Origin of the sequence: Variovorax brevis (assembly GCF_030317105.1) — a bacterium.
Classification (GTDB): domain Bacteria; phylum Pseudomonadota; class Gammaproteobacteria; order Burkholderiales; family Burkholderiaceae_C; genus Variovorax; species Variovorax brevis.
Genome location: NZ_JASZYG010000006.1, coordinates 394,939 through 411,398, shown reverse-complemented (window position 1 = coordinate 411,398; position 16,460 = coordinate 394,939). Strand labels below are relative to the sequence as shown.

General features: G+C 66.1%; 15 protein-coding genes. 6 read left to right on the top strand and 9 right to left on the bottom strand.

The genetic code is table 11. From position 1 onward, the window contains the following. Positions 1–80 precede the first annotated feature (80 nt). Together QTI66_RS21420 and QTI66_RS21415 are read right to left on the bottom strand one after the other, a co-directional pair. Positions 81–1,004 carry an ATP-binding cassette domain-containing protein gene (locus QTI66_RS21420; protein ID WP_286561891.1) on the bottom strand — a complete coding sequence of 308 codons (924 nt, stop codon included), beginning with the start codon at positions 1,002–1,004 and terminating at the stop codon, positions 81–83. 147 nt (positions 1,005–1,151) lie between these two features. Next, positions 1,152–2,309 (bottom strand): cytochrome P450, encoded by a 1,158-nt coding sequence (locus tag QTI66_RS21415; protein ID WP_286561889.1) that lies wholly within the window; start codon positions 2,307–2,309, stop codon positions 1,152–1,154. Positions 2,310–2,359: 50 nt separating this feature from the next. Between QTI66_RS21415 and QTI66_RS21410 the strand changes: the two genes are divergently transcribed. Both QTI66_RS21410 and QTI66_RS21405 read left to right on the top strand, forming a co-directional pair. Beyond that, positions 2,360–3,034 carry an ArsR/SmtB family transcription factor gene (locus tag QTI66_RS21410; RefSeq protein WP_286561888.1) on the top strand — a complete coding sequence of 225 codons (675 nt, stop codon included), beginning with the start codon at positions 2,360–2,362 and terminating at the stop codon, positions 3,032–3,034. 180 nt (positions 3,035–3,214) lie between these two features. Further along, positions 3,215–4,528, top strand: coding sequence for a Fic family protein (locus QTI66_RS21405; protein WP_286561886.1), 1,314 nt, complete (start codon positions 3,215–3,217; stop codon positions 4,526–4,528). Between the two features lie 21 nt (positions 4,529–4,549). Here QTI66_RS21405 and QTI66_RS21400 read toward each other — a convergent pair whose 3' ends face one another. Next, positions 4,550–4,915, bottom strand: a complete 366-nt coding sequence (locus QTI66_RS21400) for a translation initiation factor Sui1 (protein ID WP_286561994.1) — start codon at positions 4,913–4,915, stop codon at positions 4,550–4,552. 17 nt (positions 4,916–4,932) lie between these two features. Between QTI66_RS21400 and QTI66_RS21395 the strand changes: the two genes are divergently transcribed. Continuing rightward, positions 4,933–6,198, top strand: coding sequence for a DEAD/DEAH box helicase (locus tag QTI66_RS21395; protein ID WP_286561885.1), 1,266 nt, complete (start codon positions 4,933–4,935; stop codon positions 6,196–6,198). After that, the gene (locus QTI66_RS21390) at positions 6,195–6,509 is read left to right on the top strand and encodes a hypothetical protein (RefSeq protein WP_286561884.1); all 315 of its coding nucleotides are present in this window, start codon (positions 6,195–6,197) and stop codon (positions 6,507–6,509) included. The genes QTI66_RS21395 and QTI66_RS21390 overlap by 4 nt, the downstream gene beginning before the upstream one ends. 87 nt (positions 6,510–6,596) lie before the next feature. On the opposite strand, the gene QTI66_RS21385 is transcribed toward QTI66_RS21390, so the two are convergent. From QTI66_RS21385 to QTI66_RS21375, 3 genes are all read right to left on the bottom strand, one after another. After that, positions 6,597–8,117 carry an AMP nucleosidase gene (locus QTI66_RS21385; RefSeq protein ID WP_286561882.1) on the bottom strand — a complete coding sequence of 507 codons (1,521 nt, stop codon included), beginning with the start codon at positions 8,115–8,117 and terminating at the stop codon, positions 6,597–6,599. A gap of 83 nt (positions 8,118–8,200) precedes the next feature. Continuing rightward, entirely contained in the window at positions 8,201–9,583 is a 1,383-nt protein-coding gene (gene gorA / locus QTI66_RS21380) for a glutathione-disulfide reductase (RefSeq protein ID WP_286561881.1), read from the bottom strand. A gap of 55 nt (positions 9,584–9,638) precedes the next feature. Beyond that, positions 9,639–12,065, bottom strand: coding sequence for a DUF6600 domain-containing protein (locus tag QTI66_RS21375; RefSeq protein WP_286561880.1), 2,427 nt, complete (start codon positions 12,063–12,065; stop codon positions 9,639–9,641). A gap of 189 nt (positions 12,066–12,254) precedes the next feature. On the opposite strand from QTI66_RS21375, the gene QTI66_RS21370 reads away from it, so the two are divergent. Beyond that, a complete protein-coding gene (locus QTI66_RS21370) occupies positions 12,255–12,701 on the top strand; it encodes a rhodanese-like domain-containing protein (protein WP_286561879.1) in 447 nt (148 codons plus the stop codon). A 5-nt stretch (positions 12,702–12,706) separates the two neighbouring features. Here QTI66_RS21370 and lysM read toward each other — a convergent pair whose 3' ends face one another. Next, positions 12,707–13,186 carry a peptidoglycan-binding protein LysM gene (lysM, locus tag QTI66_RS21365; protein ID WP_286561878.1) on the bottom strand — a complete coding sequence of 160 codons (480 nt, stop codon included), beginning with the start codon at positions 13,184–13,186 and terminating at the stop codon, positions 12,707–12,709. Positions 13,187–13,316: 130 nt separating this feature from the next. On the opposite strand from lysM, the gene QTI66_RS21360 reads away from it, so the two are divergent. Continuing rightward, positions 13,317–14,090, top strand: a complete 774-nt coding sequence (locus tag QTI66_RS21360) for a type III pantothenate kinase (RefSeq protein ID WP_286561876.1) — start codon at positions 13,317–13,319, stop codon at positions 14,088–14,090. 30 nt (positions 14,091–14,120) lie between these two features. On the opposite strand, the gene QTI66_RS21355 is transcribed toward QTI66_RS21360, so the two are convergent. Both QTI66_RS21355 and QTI66_RS21350 read right to left on the bottom strand, forming a co-directional pair. After that, positions 14,121–15,215 carry a M14 family metallopeptidase gene (locus tag QTI66_RS21355; protein ID WP_286561875.1) on the bottom strand — a complete coding sequence of 365 codons (1,095 nt, stop codon included), beginning with the start codon at positions 15,213–15,215 and terminating at the stop codon, positions 14,121–14,123. After that, positions 15,212–16,423, bottom strand: coding sequence for a M20 aminoacylase family protein (locus QTI66_RS21350; RefSeq protein WP_286561874.1), 1,212 nt, complete (start codon positions 16,421–16,423; stop codon positions 15,212–15,214). Before QTI66_RS21350 ends, QTI66_RS21355 begins: the two co-directional genes overlap by 4 nt. Positions 16,424–16,460: the final 37 nt, after the last annotated feature.

Below are 16,460 nucleotides of genomic sequence, written 5' to 3'. Positions count from 1 at the left end.
GCCGGGCCGCTGGTATTGCCCCCGGTAGGGGGTTGGCGAAGCGACACGAAGTGCGCGCAGCCTGGGGGCGAGCCACATTTCTAGCCATCCTCACGGATCTGTCGGCCGGTCAACTTGAGGAACAGGTCCTCGAGGTTCGCAGGCCGATGGAATGTGCGCAAGCCACTGTGCGCCGCCAGCCCATCGAGCAAGCGGCGCGCGTCCTGCGTGTAGAAGAAAACCGTCTCGCCGCTCACCTCCACGCGCGCCGCGAATTCCTTGAGCGGTGATTGCGCCAACGACAGTGCGCCGTTGCCATAGACCTCCACGACATCCGGCTCCAGATGCTGGCCGATCAGTTCGCGAGGCCGGCCTTCGGCAATCTTCTTGCCGTGGTCCATCACGATCAGGCGCGCGCACAGCCGCTCTGCTTCGTCCATGAAGTGCGTGGTCAACAGGATCGACTTGCCCTGCTGCAACAGCACCTGCAATCGCTCCCACATGAGGTGGCGCGCCTGAGGATCCAGCCCGGTGGTTGGCTCGTCGAGCAGCAGCAGCTTCGGATCGTTGACCAGCGCGCGCGCGAGCGAGAGCCGCCGTCGCATGCCGCCCGACAGCTCGGCCGGCCGCGCATTGGCCTTGTGCGACAGCGCCGCGAACTCCAGCAGCCGCGGCACGCGCGTCAGCATTTCCTTCTTGCCGATGCCGAAGTAGCGGCCGTACACCGTCAGGTTCTCGGCGCAGCTGAAGTCGGGATCGAGGGTGTCGAACTGCGTCACCACGCCCAGCTGCGCCTTGATGGCCCGCGCGTCGCGCGGCATCGAATGCCCCAGCGCCTGGATGGTGCCGGCATCGGGCGTGGTGAGGCCCAGGCACATGCGGATGGTGGTGGTCTTGCCCGCGCCGTTCGGGCCGATCACGCCCAGGCATTCGCCGGGTGCGATCTCGAAAGAGAGGTCATCGACAACGACCTGGTCGCCATAGCGCTTGCGCAGGGACGTGGCTTGAAGGAGCGGGCTTTGCATTCGATTCTTGTTGATCGCGGCCGACGCATGAGCACGCGCGCGGAACACAAAGTCCCGGCAAGTGCCAAACGCCAGCAACTATATGCGAGCGATCAGGAATCGACATACGGACGGCAGCGCCCGCCGGCGGCCGCATCGAAGGAAGCGTCAGTCGCCGAAAAACGGAATGCGCACGTTGATCGACGGGCGATAGCCCCGATGCGGCGGGAGCTTGTCGGCGCGGGTCATTCCGCTGTCGCGCAACGATTCGAGCGCCGCGCCCGCGATGTCGAAGGCCAGCGCTTGGCCCGGACAGGCGTGCGGGCCATGGCCGAAGCCGAGCATCTTGCGCTGCGCGCGTGCGAGCTCGAAGCGTTCGGCGAGCGGGTTCAACGCTTCATCGCGATTGGCAGCGGCGAGGATGAGCAGCACAGCGTCGCCCGGTGCGAGCGGGGTTCCGGCCAGGGTCGTGCCTTCCGCGACAAAGCGCCGGGTGTTGTGCGTCGAAGGGTCGTGACGCGCGACTTCGGCCACCAGTTCGCTCGTGTCGACCTGCCCGGCGGCGAAGGCGGCGAGCAGGCCGGGCTCCCGCTTCAGCGCGACGATGCAGTTGCCCAGCAATCCGGCGGTGGCGTCGCAGGTCTGGGACAGAAGTCCGACCAGGTTGGCGAGCAGCACGCGCCGCTCGGCGGAGGGTGCGCGTCGCGCTTCGTCTCGCGCCGATGCCATCAGGCTGCCGGCACGTGGTGCTTCAAGCATCGCGTCAAAGCGCGCGAGCAACGCGTCGCCCGCCTGGCTCGCATCGCGCAATTGCGCCGGGGTCGACAGGGGCGTCAGGCAGGCGACGAAGTCGCGCGTCCACGCGGCGAGGTGCGGCAATTGGTCGTCGTCGAATCCGAGCAGGGCGGCCACGGTGCACACGGGCAGGGCGAAGCACCAGTCATCGAGCGCATCCTGTTCGAGGTGCTCGGCGACCCGCCTGGCCGTGGCACGGACGGTCTCGCGGTCGATGCCCGCAAGCGCCTGCTGCAGCACGGGCTTGTGGACGGTGTGCAATGGCCCATCGTTCATCCGCACCCACTGCGCGAAGAGGTTGCCAGCCGTGGTGCCGGCAATCGCCTTGGGCACCGGTTCTGAAACTGGCCGAACGCGCAGCGCACGGGAGTTCAGCGCCTCCGCGACGACCTCCGCGCGGCTTGCGACCCAGAGGCCCAGCCCGGCGTCGTGGATGAGTGGCGGCCCGTCGCGCAGCCCGGCGTAGTACGGATAGGGGTCCGCATGGGTCACGGCGGCAATGGGATCGCGTGGAAGGCTTGCGTCGTTCATGTCCGCAGTTTGCCCGTGCATGGATTGCACGCTTCGTCTACGATCGAAGCATGGATGCTGACCTCGCCCGCATTGCCGGTGCCATCGCGGAGCCGGCGCGTGCCCGGATGTTGTGTTGCCTGATGGACGGCCATGCGCGCACTGCCACCGAACTGGCCGTAGTCGCGGAAGTCGCGCCCTCAACCGCCAGCACGCATCTGGCGCGCCTGCGCGACCAGGGCCTGATCGATTCGCTCGCCCAGGGCAAGCATCGTTACTTCCGCCTTGCTGGCAGCGACGTGGCCGCAGCGCTCGAAGGTTTGCTGGCGGTGGCCGGCGCGGCGCGCGCCACCTTCCGGCCCAGCACGCCGACCCGCCTGCGGGCGGCGCGCACCTGCTACGACCACATCGCCGGCGCCGCGGGTGTCGCACTGCACGACCATTTCCAGAAGCAAGGCTGGCTCAGCGCCATCGACGACAGCTCGTACGACCTGACGCCCGTGGGTGCGCGTGCGATGGAAAAGCTCGGACTCGACGTGCAAGCCGCCCGCGGCCGGCGTCGCCGCTTTGCCTGCGCCTGCCTCGACTGGAGCGAGCGACGGCCGCATCTGGGCGGTGCGCTGGGGGCGGCGTGGCTGGACTTGTCGCTGCGCCGCGGCTGGGTGCGGCAGGATCTGGACAGCCGTGCGCTGACGCTCACGGCCAAGGCGAAGCGTGAGATGCCGGAGCTGTTCGGGGGCGCCTGAAAGGCAAAAACGCGCCATTCTGCTGCTGGCATGCAATGTCGCAATTCCGGAATCGCGACATAAAATGTCGCGAAAGCCCGGTTTTATGTCGCAATTTCAAAGGATGCAGTGCCCTCCAGTTCATCTCACGATCTCAACGATGTACTGAGGGTCGTCCGTGCCCACCCGAATGGCGCAGCCTTGCGCGACATCCAGGCTGCGCTTGCAGACCCGCCCACTCGTCGCACGGTTCAACGGTGGCTGCTGCAATTGGAAGCGGAGGGGCGGCTACGCAAAGAAGGCTCGGGGAGGGCAACCCGCTATGTATTTGGCGGGATCGTCGAGGCGAGCGCGGACCTCGCAGCCGGTGATGGACAAACCGGCTCCACGATTGATCTGTCGCCAGAGGCCGGGCAGCTCAAGGGCGCCGTCGAGCGACCGCAGACGCAACGCGCTCCCGTGGGCTACGACCGTGACTTTCTCGACGCATACCGACCGAACAACACCTTCTACTTGTCCGCGTCACTGCGCGCCGAGTTGCGAGCGGTGGGTCAAGCCGCCGCAAGTGTCGGCCAGCCGGCGGGCACGTATGCACGTCAGTTGCTGAACAGGCTGTTGATCGACCTGTCCTGGAACTCCAGCCGGCTTGAAGGAAATACTTATTCACTGCTCGAAACCGAGCGCCTGGTCTCTGAAGGTCAAATTGCCGCGGGCAAGGATGCGCTTGAAGCGCAGATGATCCTGAACCACAAGGCGGCTATCGAGTTCCTCGTTGAATCGGCAAGCGACATTGGCTTCAATCGCTATACGGTGTTGAACCTGCATGCACTTCTGGCAGACAACCTGCTGGATGACCCGACGGCAAGCGGCCGCTTGCGCCGCATCGCGGTCGGCATCAGCCATTCAGAGTTTGTGCCGCTCGAAGGGCCCCAGCGGATCGAGGAGTGTTTTCAACAGGTGCTCGATACGGCCGCGGCAATCATCGATCCTTTCGAGCAGGCCTTCTTCGCCATGGTGCATCTGCCGTACTTGCAACCTTTCGAGGACGTCAACAAGCGCGTGTCACGTCTTGCGGCCAACATTCCGTTCATTCGCAGCAACCTGTGTCCGCTCTCATTCGTGGATGTTCCGCAATCGCTCTATACCAGCGCCACGCTCAGCGTCTATGAGTTGAAGCGCGTTGAGTTGCTGCGTGATGTATTTGCCTGGGCCTACCGTCGCTCATGCGCGCGTTACTCAGCGGTGCGGCAATCGTTGGGTGAACCCGATCCGTTTCGACTGCGCTATCGCGATCTGTTATACGAAACAGTATCTGCCCTGGTGCGCGGCGGCATGGACAAGCAGCAGGCCATCGTTCATATCCACCAGCGTGCGCAAGACTCGGTGCCTGAGCTGGATCGACCCCGCTTCATCGAGGTGGCGGAAACAGAGGCCTTGAGCCTGCACGAGGGGAATATTGCCCGCTATCGCTTGCGGCCGAGTGAATACGCGCACTGGCGTACGCGTTGGACTTGAGGCGCCAATTCGCGCGGACGCTCACCCACCCGCGCGCTTGACCGTCATCCCCTGCTTCTGCAGCGCCGCCATCACGGCATCCCGGTGATCGCCCTGAATCTCGATCACGCCGTCCTTCGTCGTGCCGCCGGAGCCGCAGGCGGACTTGAGCTGCTTGCCCAGCAGCGCGAGGGCCGTGGCATCGAGCGCGACGCCCTTGATGACCGTCACGCCCTTGCCCTTGCGCCCTTTGGTGTCCAATGACACGCGCACAATGCCGTCCGTCACGGGCATTGCCTTCTTCAAAAGCTTGCAGTTACAGGCTGCGACAGGTTGGCCGCAGTCAGGGCAGATCCGGCCGGTGTCGGTGGAGTACACCAGCCGGCTGCCTTCGCCCTTTTTATTCATCGTCATCGTTGCCCTTCATGCCATTTCCATCGCTCGGTCTCACGCCCGCCCTCGTGCACGCCGCCACCGACGTGGGCTACTTCACGCCGACGCCCATCCAGGAGGCGGCCATTCCGGCCGTCCTGCGCGGGCAGGACGTGCTTGGCCTCGCCCAGACCGGCTCGGGCAAGACGGCCGCATTTTCGCTGCCCTTGCTCCAACGCTGGAACGAGGCGCCACGCCATCGCTCGCGTCGCGCGGTGCACACGCTGGTGCTCGTGCCCACGCGCGAGCTCGCCGCGCAGGTCGGTGAAACGCTGCGCCTGCTGGCCCAGCAACTGCATGAGCGCCCCAAGATTGCCGTTGTGTTCGGCGGCGTTTCCGTCAATCCGCAGATGATGGCGCTTCGTGGTGGCGCCGACATCGTCGTCGCCACGCCGGGCCGGCTGATCGATTTGCTCGACCACAACGCGCTCAAGCTCGCCAACGTGTCGGCGCTGGTGCTCGACGAAGCCGATCGCCTGCTGGACCTCGGCTTTGCCGAGGAACTGCAACGCATCCTGGACGTGCTGCCGCCCAAGCGCCAGAACCTCTTCTTCTCGGCCACCTTCGCGCCGGCCGTCGAAGCGCTGGCCACCCGTTTGCTGCACGAGCCCGTTCGCATCGAAGTTGAAGCCACCGAGGCCACCGAGCCCGACATCGCACAGCGCGCCATCGAAGTCGACGCCGGACGCCGCACCCAGTTGCTGCGGCATCTGGTGCAGGAGCAGAAGTGGACCCGCGTGCTCGCTTTTGTCGCCACCAAGCACGCCGCCGAAATCGTGGCCGACAAGCTGCGCAAGGTCGGCATCGATGCCGAGCCTTTTCACGGCATGCTGAGCCAGGGCAAGCGCACGCAGGTGGTCTCGGACTTCAAGGCCAGCCGCGTGCAGGTGGTGGTCGCCACCGACCTGGCGGCGCGAGGCATCGACATCGCGCAGCTGCCGGTGGTGGTGAATTACGACCTGCCGCGCTCGGCCAGCGACTACACGCACCGCATCGGTCGAACGGGCCGGGCGGGTGAAAGCGGGCTGGCGGTGAGCTTCATTCCTGCCGACAGCGAGGCGCACTTCAGGATCATCGAGAAGCGGCAGGGTCTGCACGTGCCGCGCGAGCGCATCGCGGGCTTTGAGCCGGTGGAAGTGGCTGTGCCTGTGATTGAAGGCGTTCAGTCGCCTACGGGGGGCATCAAGGGCAAGCGGCCAAGCAAGAAGGACAAGCTGCGCGCTGCGGCTGCACGCGCGGCCGCAGTGGCCAAGCCATGACGGCGCTGCGCTGGCTCGAGTTCGACTACAGCGAAGGCACGGATGACACGGGTGTGTTCGATGCGATGGCGTCGGTCGAGTTGAAATATGCCGCCGATGTGGAAGCCGAAATCGCCCGAGTGCTGAATTGGGCGAGCGAAGACTTCGCGGGCCGACGTGGTCCGGTTGAAGAAGGCGGCGATTGGGACAGTGACCTCGGCGTCATCGACGAACCAGGCGAGCCGCCGCGCCGATGTTTCACCTTGTCGATCAGTGGCACAGAGGCTTTTTGCGAGGCCTTTCGGGAGCAGTTCGTGGGGGATGCGGTTTAGCGGTGCGGAGGGTGTGCCCCCACCCCGGACCTCCCCCGGTAGGGGAGGGGGAAAGCGGGGACGCCGCGGCGAGCACGGAACAAGACGCTACTGAAACGCCACTTCCGCAAAGCTGCGCAACTTCCGGCTGTGCAACCGACTCGACCCTTCGCGCCGCAAGATCCCCATCGCCGCAATGCCAATGCGCAGATGCTGCTCGACCCGCTCGCGATAGAAGTGATTCGCCATCCCCGGCAACTTGATCTCCCCGTGCAATGGCTTGTCGCTCACGCACAGCAGCGTTCCATACGGCACCCGGAAGCGAAAGCCGTTCGCCGCAATCGTGGCGCTTTCCATGTCCAGCGCAATCGCGCGGCTCTGGCTGAAGCGGCGCTGCGGCTGATTGCCCGGCAGCAGTTCCCAATTGCGGTTGTCGGTGCTCGCGACCGTGCCCGTGCGCATGAACTTCTTGAGGTCCGGCCCGCTGACCTGCGTGACCTGCTCTACCGCTTGCTCCAGCGCCAACTGGATCTCGGCCAGCGCCGGAATCGGCACCCACAGCGGCAACTCTTCATCGAGCACGTGGTCCTCGCGCACATAGGCATGCGCCAGCACGTAGTCACCCAACTGTTGACTGGGCCGCAGCCCCGCGCAGTGGCCGAGCATCATCCACGCATGCGGCCGCAACACCGCGATGTGGTCCGTGATCGTCTTGGCATTGGCCGGTCCCACACCGATGTTGACCATCGTGATCCCGCCGCGATCCTCGCGCACCAGGTGATAGGCCGGCATCTGCGGCAGCCGCGGCGGCGGCGTGCCCTGCGTGCCGTCGAGCAGTTCGGCGAACTCGCCCGTCAGCGACGATGGAGAAAGGCCACGGCGCCGCGTCACCACGTTGCCCGGCTCGACGAACGCGATGTATTCGCTGTTCTCATCCGTCATCGCCTCGCGCCCCAGCCGCACGAACTCATCGATATAGAACTGGTAGTTCGTGAACAGGACGAAGTTCTGGAACCACTCCGGTGCCGTGCCCGTGTAGTGGCGCAACCGGTGCAGCGAATAGTCCACCCGGGCCGCCGTGAAAAGCGAGAGCGGCTGCGCTTCGCCCGGCTTCGCTTCATGCGTGCCATTGGCGATGCCGTCGTCCATCGACGCCAGGTCGGGCAGGTCGAAAACGTCGCGCATCAACGCGCGGCGCTCCAGGCTCATCGAGCCTTCGATGTGGTCGTTCTCGGCAAAGGAAAAGTGGATCGGAATCGGCTGCGTGCTGGTGCCGATCTCCAGATCGACGCGATGGTTTTCCAGCAGAAGGCGGAACTGGTCGGCGTAGTAGTCGCTGAACAGGTCGGGGCGCGTCAGCGTGGTTTCAAAACGGCCGGGCCCGGCGACAAAGCCATAGCTCAGCCCCGCATTGGCGGCCACCGTCTGGCGCGACACGGTGTGCGTGTGCACGCGCACGAAGGGGTAGCAGGCACGCACGCGGCCGGGCATCGTTTCGCCGGCCACGAAGCGCACCATCGCGTTGCGTAAATGGTCCAGACCGGTGCGATAAATCAGCTTGACCTGTTCGAGCGCCGCATCAGCATCGTTGAAGCGGGCGGGTGCGATGAAATCGGGCATATGGGACATGGCCCATTGTGCAACGCACTTGTGACAATGTGCATGAGAGCGCCGCGCGCCGTGGCACAGACGCCATCAGAAGCTCCCCCGACTCACCCCGCGATCGGCTCGCGCATCGTGACGAACTCTTCGGCCGACGTGGGGTGGATGCCGATGGTGCGATCGAAGTGCGCCTTCGTCGCGCCGGCCTGCATGGCCACCGCAAAGCCCTGCACGATCTCGGCGGCCTCCGCGCCGGCCATGTGCAGGCCGACCACGCGATCCGTCGCGTCGTCCACCAGCAGCTTCATGAAAGTGCGCTCCGTGCGGCCCGACAAGGTATGCCGCAGTGCCTTGAACTCCGTGCCGAACACCGAGATCTTCTTGAAGTGCGCGCGAGCCTGTGATTCGGTAAAGCCGCAGGTGGCCACGTTGGGATGCGTGAACACGGCCGTCGGCACGAAGTCGTAGTCCGGCGGCTGTCGGGGCTTGCGGCGGTTCGGGTCCGGAAAAAGCGAATCGACCACCACCATTGCCTCGGCCAGCGCCACCGGCGTCAGTTGCAGGCGCGTGGACACATCACCCAGGGCGTAGATCGATGGCACCGAACTGCGGAAATGCGCGTCGACGCGCACGGCGCCTTTTTCATCGAGCGCCACCTCCGTGGTCTCCAGCCCCAGCCCCTGCGTGTTCGGCACGCGGCCGGTGGCGCACAGCACCGTGTCGGCGCACAGGTCCTGCCCGCGGTCGAGCACCACGGTGATGCCCTTGTCGTCGCGCCGCATCGACGTCACCTGTACGTTGAGCCGGATGTCCACGCCCGCCTTGCCCATTTCGTTGGCCACGAAATGGCGCAAGTCTTCGTCGAAGTCGCTCAGCACGTGGCCCTTGCGCTGCAGCAGCGTGACCTTGGCGCCCAGGCTGTTGAAGATGGACGCGAACTCGCACGCGATATAGCCGCCGCCCACGATCACGAGCCGCTCGGGAAATGGGTCGAGATCGAACATGGCGTCGGACACCACAGCGTTCTCGCGGCCGGGAAACTCGGGCACGAAAGGCATGCCGCCGGTGGCGATGATGACGTGTCGCGCGCTGTGGCGCTGGCCGCCGACGTCGATGGTGTGCGCGTCCACGAACTGCGCCCAGCCCGGCAGCATGGTCACGCCCGGCCCCTCGAGCAGCTTGCGATACACCTCGTTGAGGCGGCCGATCTCCTTCGCGCGTTGTGCCTTCAGATGCTTCCAGTCGAAACGCGGCTCGCCGGGCAGGCTCCACCCGTAGCCGGCCAGTTCCTCGAAGGTTTCGGCATAGCCGGCCGCGTAGCTGTAGAGCTTTTTGGGAATGCAGCCGACGTTGACGCAGGTGCCACCCAGTTCGGCCACTTCGGCGAGCGCCACGCGCGCACCGCGGGCGGCCGCCATGCGCGCGGCGCGCACGCCGCCGCTGCCGCCGCCGATCACGAACAGGTCAAAGTCGAATGATGTTGATGAACGCATCGCGTACCCCCAAGGCGGCCAATGTAGCCGCATGCGGGCGCGGATGCGTTCGCTTTCAGTTCTGCTGCGGGTCGGGGCGGCCGCCGGGCCGCTGACGGAACTGGCCCGGCTCACCCGGGCCCTGCGGCGGACGCGGTACCACGCGTTGCTGTTGCACCTGCTGTTGTTGCTGGAGTTGCAACTGCTGCTGTTGCTGCTGCTGTTGCAGTTGTTGTTGCTGCGCCTGGCGTGCCTGGTGCGCTTGGCGGGCTTGCTGCTCGGCCTGTTGTTGCACTTGCTGCTGCTGCAGTTGTTGCTGCTGCGCCGCCCGTTGCGCCGCGTTCTGCTGTTGCTGTTGTTGCGCGGCCTGCTGCTGCCGCTGGATCTGCTGCTCGTTGAGCAACTGTTGCTGCTGCTGCATCTGCTGGGCGCGTTGCTGGGCTTGTTGTTGCTGCTGCGCCTGCATGGCGCGTTGCTGCGATTCCAGGTTCTGCTGCTGTGCGCGTTGCTGGATTTCCAGTTGGGCGCGCTGCTGCTGTTGTTGTGCAGCCTGTTGCTGCGCCGCCTGTTGTTGCTGGGCCTGGGCGATGCGGCTCTGTGCTGCCTCTTGCTGGGCACGCTGCGCCTGCTGTTGCGCGGCCTGTTGCTGAGCGGCCTGCTGTTGTGCGGCCTGCTGCTGTGCCGCTTGCTGTTGCTGTGCCTGCATCTGCACTTGCTGCTGTTGCTGTTGCTGGTTCTGCTGTTGCTGCAGGAATTGCTGACGCTGCTGCTGTTGTCCGTCCCGCATCTGCTGACCCTGCCGCTCCTGCGCCTCGCGCAACGACTGGCCCTGTTGCCGCTGTTGTGCCCAAGGCTCCTGGCCGCGCTGCTGGTAATCCTGCTGTTCGCGCGCCGCCCGTTGCTGGAAGCCTTGCTGCTGTTGCAGCCGAGCCTGCTCCGCCGCTTGCTGTCCTTGGCCTTGGCCCTGAACGCCGGCGCCAGCGCCGCCTTGCACTTGCATGGCGCGTTGCTCGCGCAACATGTCCCGCTGCCGCATGACCTGATCGTTCATCGGCGGAATGTGCTGTCCCTGCTGGAACTGCTGCGATGGCATCGCTTGCTGCCGCGCCGCAATCTCGGCTGGCGCCGACGAAGCGCGACGCCCCATGAACCCGAAGGCGCCGCCCGCGCCGCCGGCGCCCGCCGTGCCACCCATGGGAGGCCACTGCACCGGCGGACGGTTCACGACGGCCGTGCCGGCCACCGCCTGCTCGGGCGGGCGCATGTAGTCGCGCCGGCCCATGGGTCCGCGGCCGAATGCGTCCGCCGGCATGGCCGTCACGCCGTTCGGCACGCGGCGATTGGCGTAGCTGGGGTTGGGCACGTTGATGGGGTTGTTGAACAACACGTTCCGGTTGGCGCGATCGACGTAGCGGTCGCTGGCGCGATAGCCCGGTCGCCACGCCTCGCCGGGCGCGAGCGGGAACCAGCCGACGGCAGGGCGATTGCTGCCCACCGAGAAGCCGCCACCCGGGGTGCCCGGCCGCCCGCCGACAAAGCCCACCAGCGCCGGCGAATACACCGGCCTGCCTTGCGGGCGGCCCGGCACCCATCCCCACCGGGGGCCAAAGCGCGCCCAGCGGCCGTAGTGGAAAGGTGCGAAGCCCCAGGGCGCCCGGTCGACCCAGGTCCAGCCCCAAGGCGCCACGTTGGTCCAGTAGCCGTCGCTGTAGGGCGCCCAGTCGGCATCGACGTTGTTCGGATACCAGACGGCCCCGTAGGTCACGTCGTTTTGCCACTGGCCGTAGTTGTCGAGCTGCTGGTAGCCGGCCACCTCGCGCGACACGTAGCGGGCAGACTGTGATTGGTCTTCGACCTGGTTGCGATCGGCCAGCCAGCGGTCGAAGGCGGCAGACAGTTGTACCGGCGCCCCGGCGGCCTCGAGGTTGCGGCCCGTGAACACGGATTGCTGCTGGCCGCCAACTTCCTGCGCCTCGCCGTTGTCGCCGTAGACGGTACCGGCCCCGTGGGCGACCATGACCTGCGTCGTGTCGGCTTGCGGATTGACCAGGAAGCGGTAGTCGCCGGGCTGGCGCACGACGAACGCCAGGTTGCCGGTGTCGACCTCGACCTGCTGGCCGGCCAAGTCGTCGCGCACGCGAACCTGCAGCACGCCTTGCTGCACCGTCAGGCGCAGCGTCTGGTCGGTGAGCTCTGAAAATTCGACGCTGGTTTGCCCGTCCATGCGCACGGCGGCGGAGCCGACGAAGACTTCGGCGTGAGCGCCGCGGTCGGTCCAGAGCTTGTCGCCCGTGGTGATGGGGCGGTTGGCAATGGCGTCGTACCAGGTGTCGTCACCGGCCGGCGACATGCTCACCGTGCCCTGCTGCAGGTTGATCTGGCCCACGCGGCCGGGCGGATCTTCGTCCTGCGCGAAGGCTTGCAGCGCCAAGCCGGTGGCCAGGGCCACGAGGATGCGCGAGACGCGATGGAAGAGGCCGGAAAAGTGAAGTGTCGAGTTCATGTAGGGCGGGCTTTGTCCGGAGACTACCCACTCAACGCATGACCCCCGCGAAGCGGTGTCAAGCCAATGCAAAGTTTTTGAAAGTTTTGGTGCGTGGCGGGTCGGCCTGTGTCGCAGAAGACACGCCTGGCGACGTGGCGGCGCGCGTGCTGCGCTGCCGCAGGAAAGGCGTGCTGCTATCTTTGACCCATGAAAGCCGAAAACCCTTCCATCGACGCTTCGGCGTCTGACAGCGTCCGTCCCGCCCAAGGCTACGCGGGCGACATCACCCCTGACACGGCCTCCCGCTGGCAAGCCTCCGGCGAGGCAGTGTTGGTCGACGTGCGCAGCGACGCCGAACGCGAGTGGGTCGGCTTCGTGCCCGGCGCGGTGCCCCTGGCCTGGAAGCAGTGGCCGGGTATGGCCCCGAACCCCGCGTTCGACGAAGGCATCCGCGCGGCCGTGCCCGCCGGCCAGAAGGCCGTGCTCTTGTGCCGAAGCGGCGTGCGTTCGATCGCCGCGGCCAAGCGCGCCACCGAACTGGGCGTGCAGGCCTACAACATCCTCGAAGGATTCGAGGGCGATGCCGATTCAGAAGGCCATCGGGGGCGAAAGGGAGGCTGGCGCTTTCGCGGCCTCCCCTGGAAGCAGAACTGAACGGATCAGAGCTTCGGAATCCGGAGCTTTTGGCCGGGGTAAATCTTGTCCGGGTGTGAAAGCATCGGCTTGTTCGCCTCGAAGATCGCGTTGTACTTGTTGGCGTCGCCGTAGTACTTCTTGGAGATGGCCGACAGCGTGTCGCCGCTCACCACGTCGTGGTACTGCGCCTCATCAGCCGGGGCTGCCACGGCAAGCTTGTTTTCCACGTGAACGACGCCGCTCACGTTGCCCGCGGAAAGGGTCGCTTTTTCGCTGGCCGCCTGGTTGGGCGCGTCGCCCGTGAGCGTGACCTGGCCTGATGCGCCGTCGAACGCCACCGCCAGGTTCGTGATGCCCAGGTTCTGCTTGTCGATGTAGGTCTTGATGGCCGTGCCGGCTGCCGCATTGGCCGCGCCCGGGTCGGCAGCGGGCGTGGCCGCATGGGCCGACGAGCCGCCAAAAAGCTTTTCACCTGCGTCCTTGATAAAGCTGAGCAAACCCATGTGACTTCTCCTTCAAAGGGTGTGTGGATGGTTCGACGGGCCACTTTAGCGGCGAAACATGAAGGCCGGACGTCACGTTTCGGATGGGTACGCAAGCAAATGCAAACGGTGGGTCCGCATAATGCGGCGCATGGGATTCCTCGCCATCGACATCGGCAACACCCGCCTCAAGTGGGCGCTTTACGGCGCGCCGCACCCTGGTGCGGCGGTTTTGGCGCATGGCGCCGAGTTTCTGGACCACATCGAGAAACTCGCCGAGGGCCCATGGGCCGACCTGCCGCCACCCGCGTCGATGCTGGGCTGCGTGGTTGCCGGCGACGCCGTGAGGCGGCGCGCCGAGGAGCAGATCCACGAGCGCTTCGACTGCGCCGCGCGCTGGGTGGTGCCCACGCTGGCCGAAGCCGGCGTCATCAACGGCTACGACCATCCCACCCGCCTGGGTGCCGATCGCTGGGTGGCCATGATCGGCGCGCGACATCGCATGCTGGCCGAAGGGCCGCCGCGGCCGATGGTGGTGGTGCTCATCGGCACGGCGGTCACGGTGGAGGCGGTCGACACCCATGGCAAGTTCCTGGGCGGCTTCATTCTTCCGGGGCACGGGATCATGCTGCGCGCGCTCGAATCCGGCACGGCCGGCCTGCACGTGCCCACCGGCGAGGTCACGCCCTTTCCCACCAACACCAGCGACGCGCTCACCAGCGGCGGCACCTATGCGATCGCCGGTGCGGTTGAGCGCATGGTGCACCACGTGCGCGAACACTGCGGCATGGAGCCCGTGCGCTACATGACGGGCGGGGCGGGCTGGAAGATGGCGCCGTCGATGCACACCAGCTTTGAACTGGTCGAGAGCCTGATCATGGACGGGCTGCTCGTGATTGCCGAGCAGCGCTTGCTCAACGCCTGAGTCGCAGCGCTTCCGGGCCGCGCGTTGCGTTCAGCCTGTCAGCCCATCCACCGCCTGGAACATCGCCTGCCGGGCCTGGCTGATGATTTGGCCCTTCCATGCATCGGTGTCCGTGTAGAAGGCGTCGAGCATCTGCTGGCGGATGCCGTCGGCCAACTCCGGCGCGGCTTGGGGGTGGTTGTGCAGCCAGTGGTCGGCGCGCAACGCACCGGTCACTTGCAGGATGGGCTGCGTGCCGTATTCCATGGCAATGCCCGTGTACTCCGCCTTGGGGCATTCCTCATAGATCGCGGCAAAAGCCATGCCGGTGAGCACGGCCGAGGTCGATGAGCCGTCGTAGATCGACGTGACCGGCGCCTCTGGCGTACCCCACCACGCGTTGGCTCGGGCATAGGCGTCCTTGTCGTCCCGGCAGGAAAAGATGCGCTCGCCGATGCCGTTGGGCCCCAGGCCGGTGTGCAGGTCGATCCACGCGAGCTTGCTGGCGTGCTGTGCGTGTTCGCGCAGCACCTGGCGGAACACGCGGTTGCTCCAGGTGGGCGCGCCACCGCCGTAGAACACGCCATCCGGAAACTGGTACTGGCCGGCGGAGACGGCCGCCTGGTAGGCCTTGATGCCGTGCTTTTCGATCCACGCCTGGATGTCGGCCTGGTTGGCAGGCGTCGGTGGCCAGGCGTCGGGCAGCAAGAGCGCATGCAGCTTGGCGTAGGCCGCATTGACCGGCAGCGGCTGTGTGAAGTCGACGAAATTGCGGTTGATGTCGACGTTCTCGTGCGTGACGCGCCGGCCACAGGAAAAGCCGTGCGGGTTCAGCGCATGGATGTACATCACCGCCACGCCGGCAGCCCGTGCCTTGTCGCGCCATTCGTCGTCGTGCAGCGCAAACACCTGCACGCCGCTGCCGCAGTGACCTTCCACGCCATGGCAGGCGCTGGTCACCAGCAGCAGATGACGGGCGTCCGCCGGCCCGTCGAGCGCCACGTCCATCGAGAGATCTTCTCCCTCGCGGCCCTTGAGCGGATGCGGATGCGCCTGCACCGTGATGCCGGCTGCGACACAGGCTTGCAGGAACTTCTGCCGCGCCTGCGCGTACATGGGCGAAAACGCCTGGGGATTTCCGATCATCGTGCTTTCGGCGCGCTGGCCGGGTCGTTGAGAAACTGCTCGGCCAACTGAACCCACATCGTCGCGCCCAGCGGAATCAGGTCGTCGTTGAAATCGTAGCTCGCGTTGTGCAGCATGCAGGGTCCGCCGCCGTGGTGCATGGCCCGGTGCGAGCCGTCGCCGTTGCCAATGAAGGCATAGGCGCCCGGCTTGGCCTGGAGCATGAAGGAGAAGTCTTCAGCGGTCATGGCCGGGTCTTGCGGCAGCACGTTCTCTTCACCCACGATGCCGGCCATCACGCGCCGCGCAAAGTTGGCTTCGTCGGCCGTGTTGATGGTGGGCGGATAGTTGCGGAAGAAGTCGAATTCGCACTCTGCGTTGTGCACCGCACAAAGGCCCTCTGCAATCTGCTTCATGCGCGATTCGATCAGGTCCAGCACCTCCAGCGTGAAGGTGCGCACGGTGCCGCGCAGCTCGGCCGTGTTGGGAATCACATTCGCGGCTTCGCCGGCGTGGAACATGGAGACCGAGATCACGCCTGCGTCGGTCGGCTTCTTGTTGCGGGTGAGGATGGTCTGGAAGGCCTGCACCATCTCGCAACCGATCGGCACCGGGTCGACGCCGGTGTGCGGCAGCGCCGCGTGGCCGCCCTTGCCGCGGATGACGATGCGGAATTCGTTGCTCGACGCCATGCAGGGGCCGGGGCTCACGGCGAACTGGCCGGCTTTCATGCCGGGCCAGTTGTGCATGCCGAACACGGCCTCCATCGGGAACTCCTTGAACAGGCCTTCCTTGATCATCTCGCGCGCGCCGCCGCCGCCTTCTTCGGCGGGCTGGAAGATCAGGTAGATCGTGCCGTCGAAGTTGCGCTTCTTTGCCAGATGCTGCGCCGCCGCGAGCAGCATTGCCGTGTGGCCGTCATGGCCGCAGGCGTGCATCTTTCCGGGGTGCTTGCTGGCATGCTCGAAGGTGTTGAGCTCCGTGACGGGCAGGGCGTCCATGTCGGCGCGCAGGCCGACGGCGCGGCTGCTGGTGCCGTTCCTGACGATGCCGACGACCCCGGTGGTGCCCAGGCCGCGATGGATGGGAATGCCCCATTCGGTGAGCTTGGCGGCGACCACGTCGGCCGTGCGCACTTCCTGAAAACAAAGCTCGGGGTGGGCATGCAGGTCACGTCGCACCGCGGCGATGCCCGCCGCCTGGTTGACGAGGGAGTCGATGAGTTTCATGGCGCACAGTCTAGACTTTTGGGGCGCGGGCCGGCGA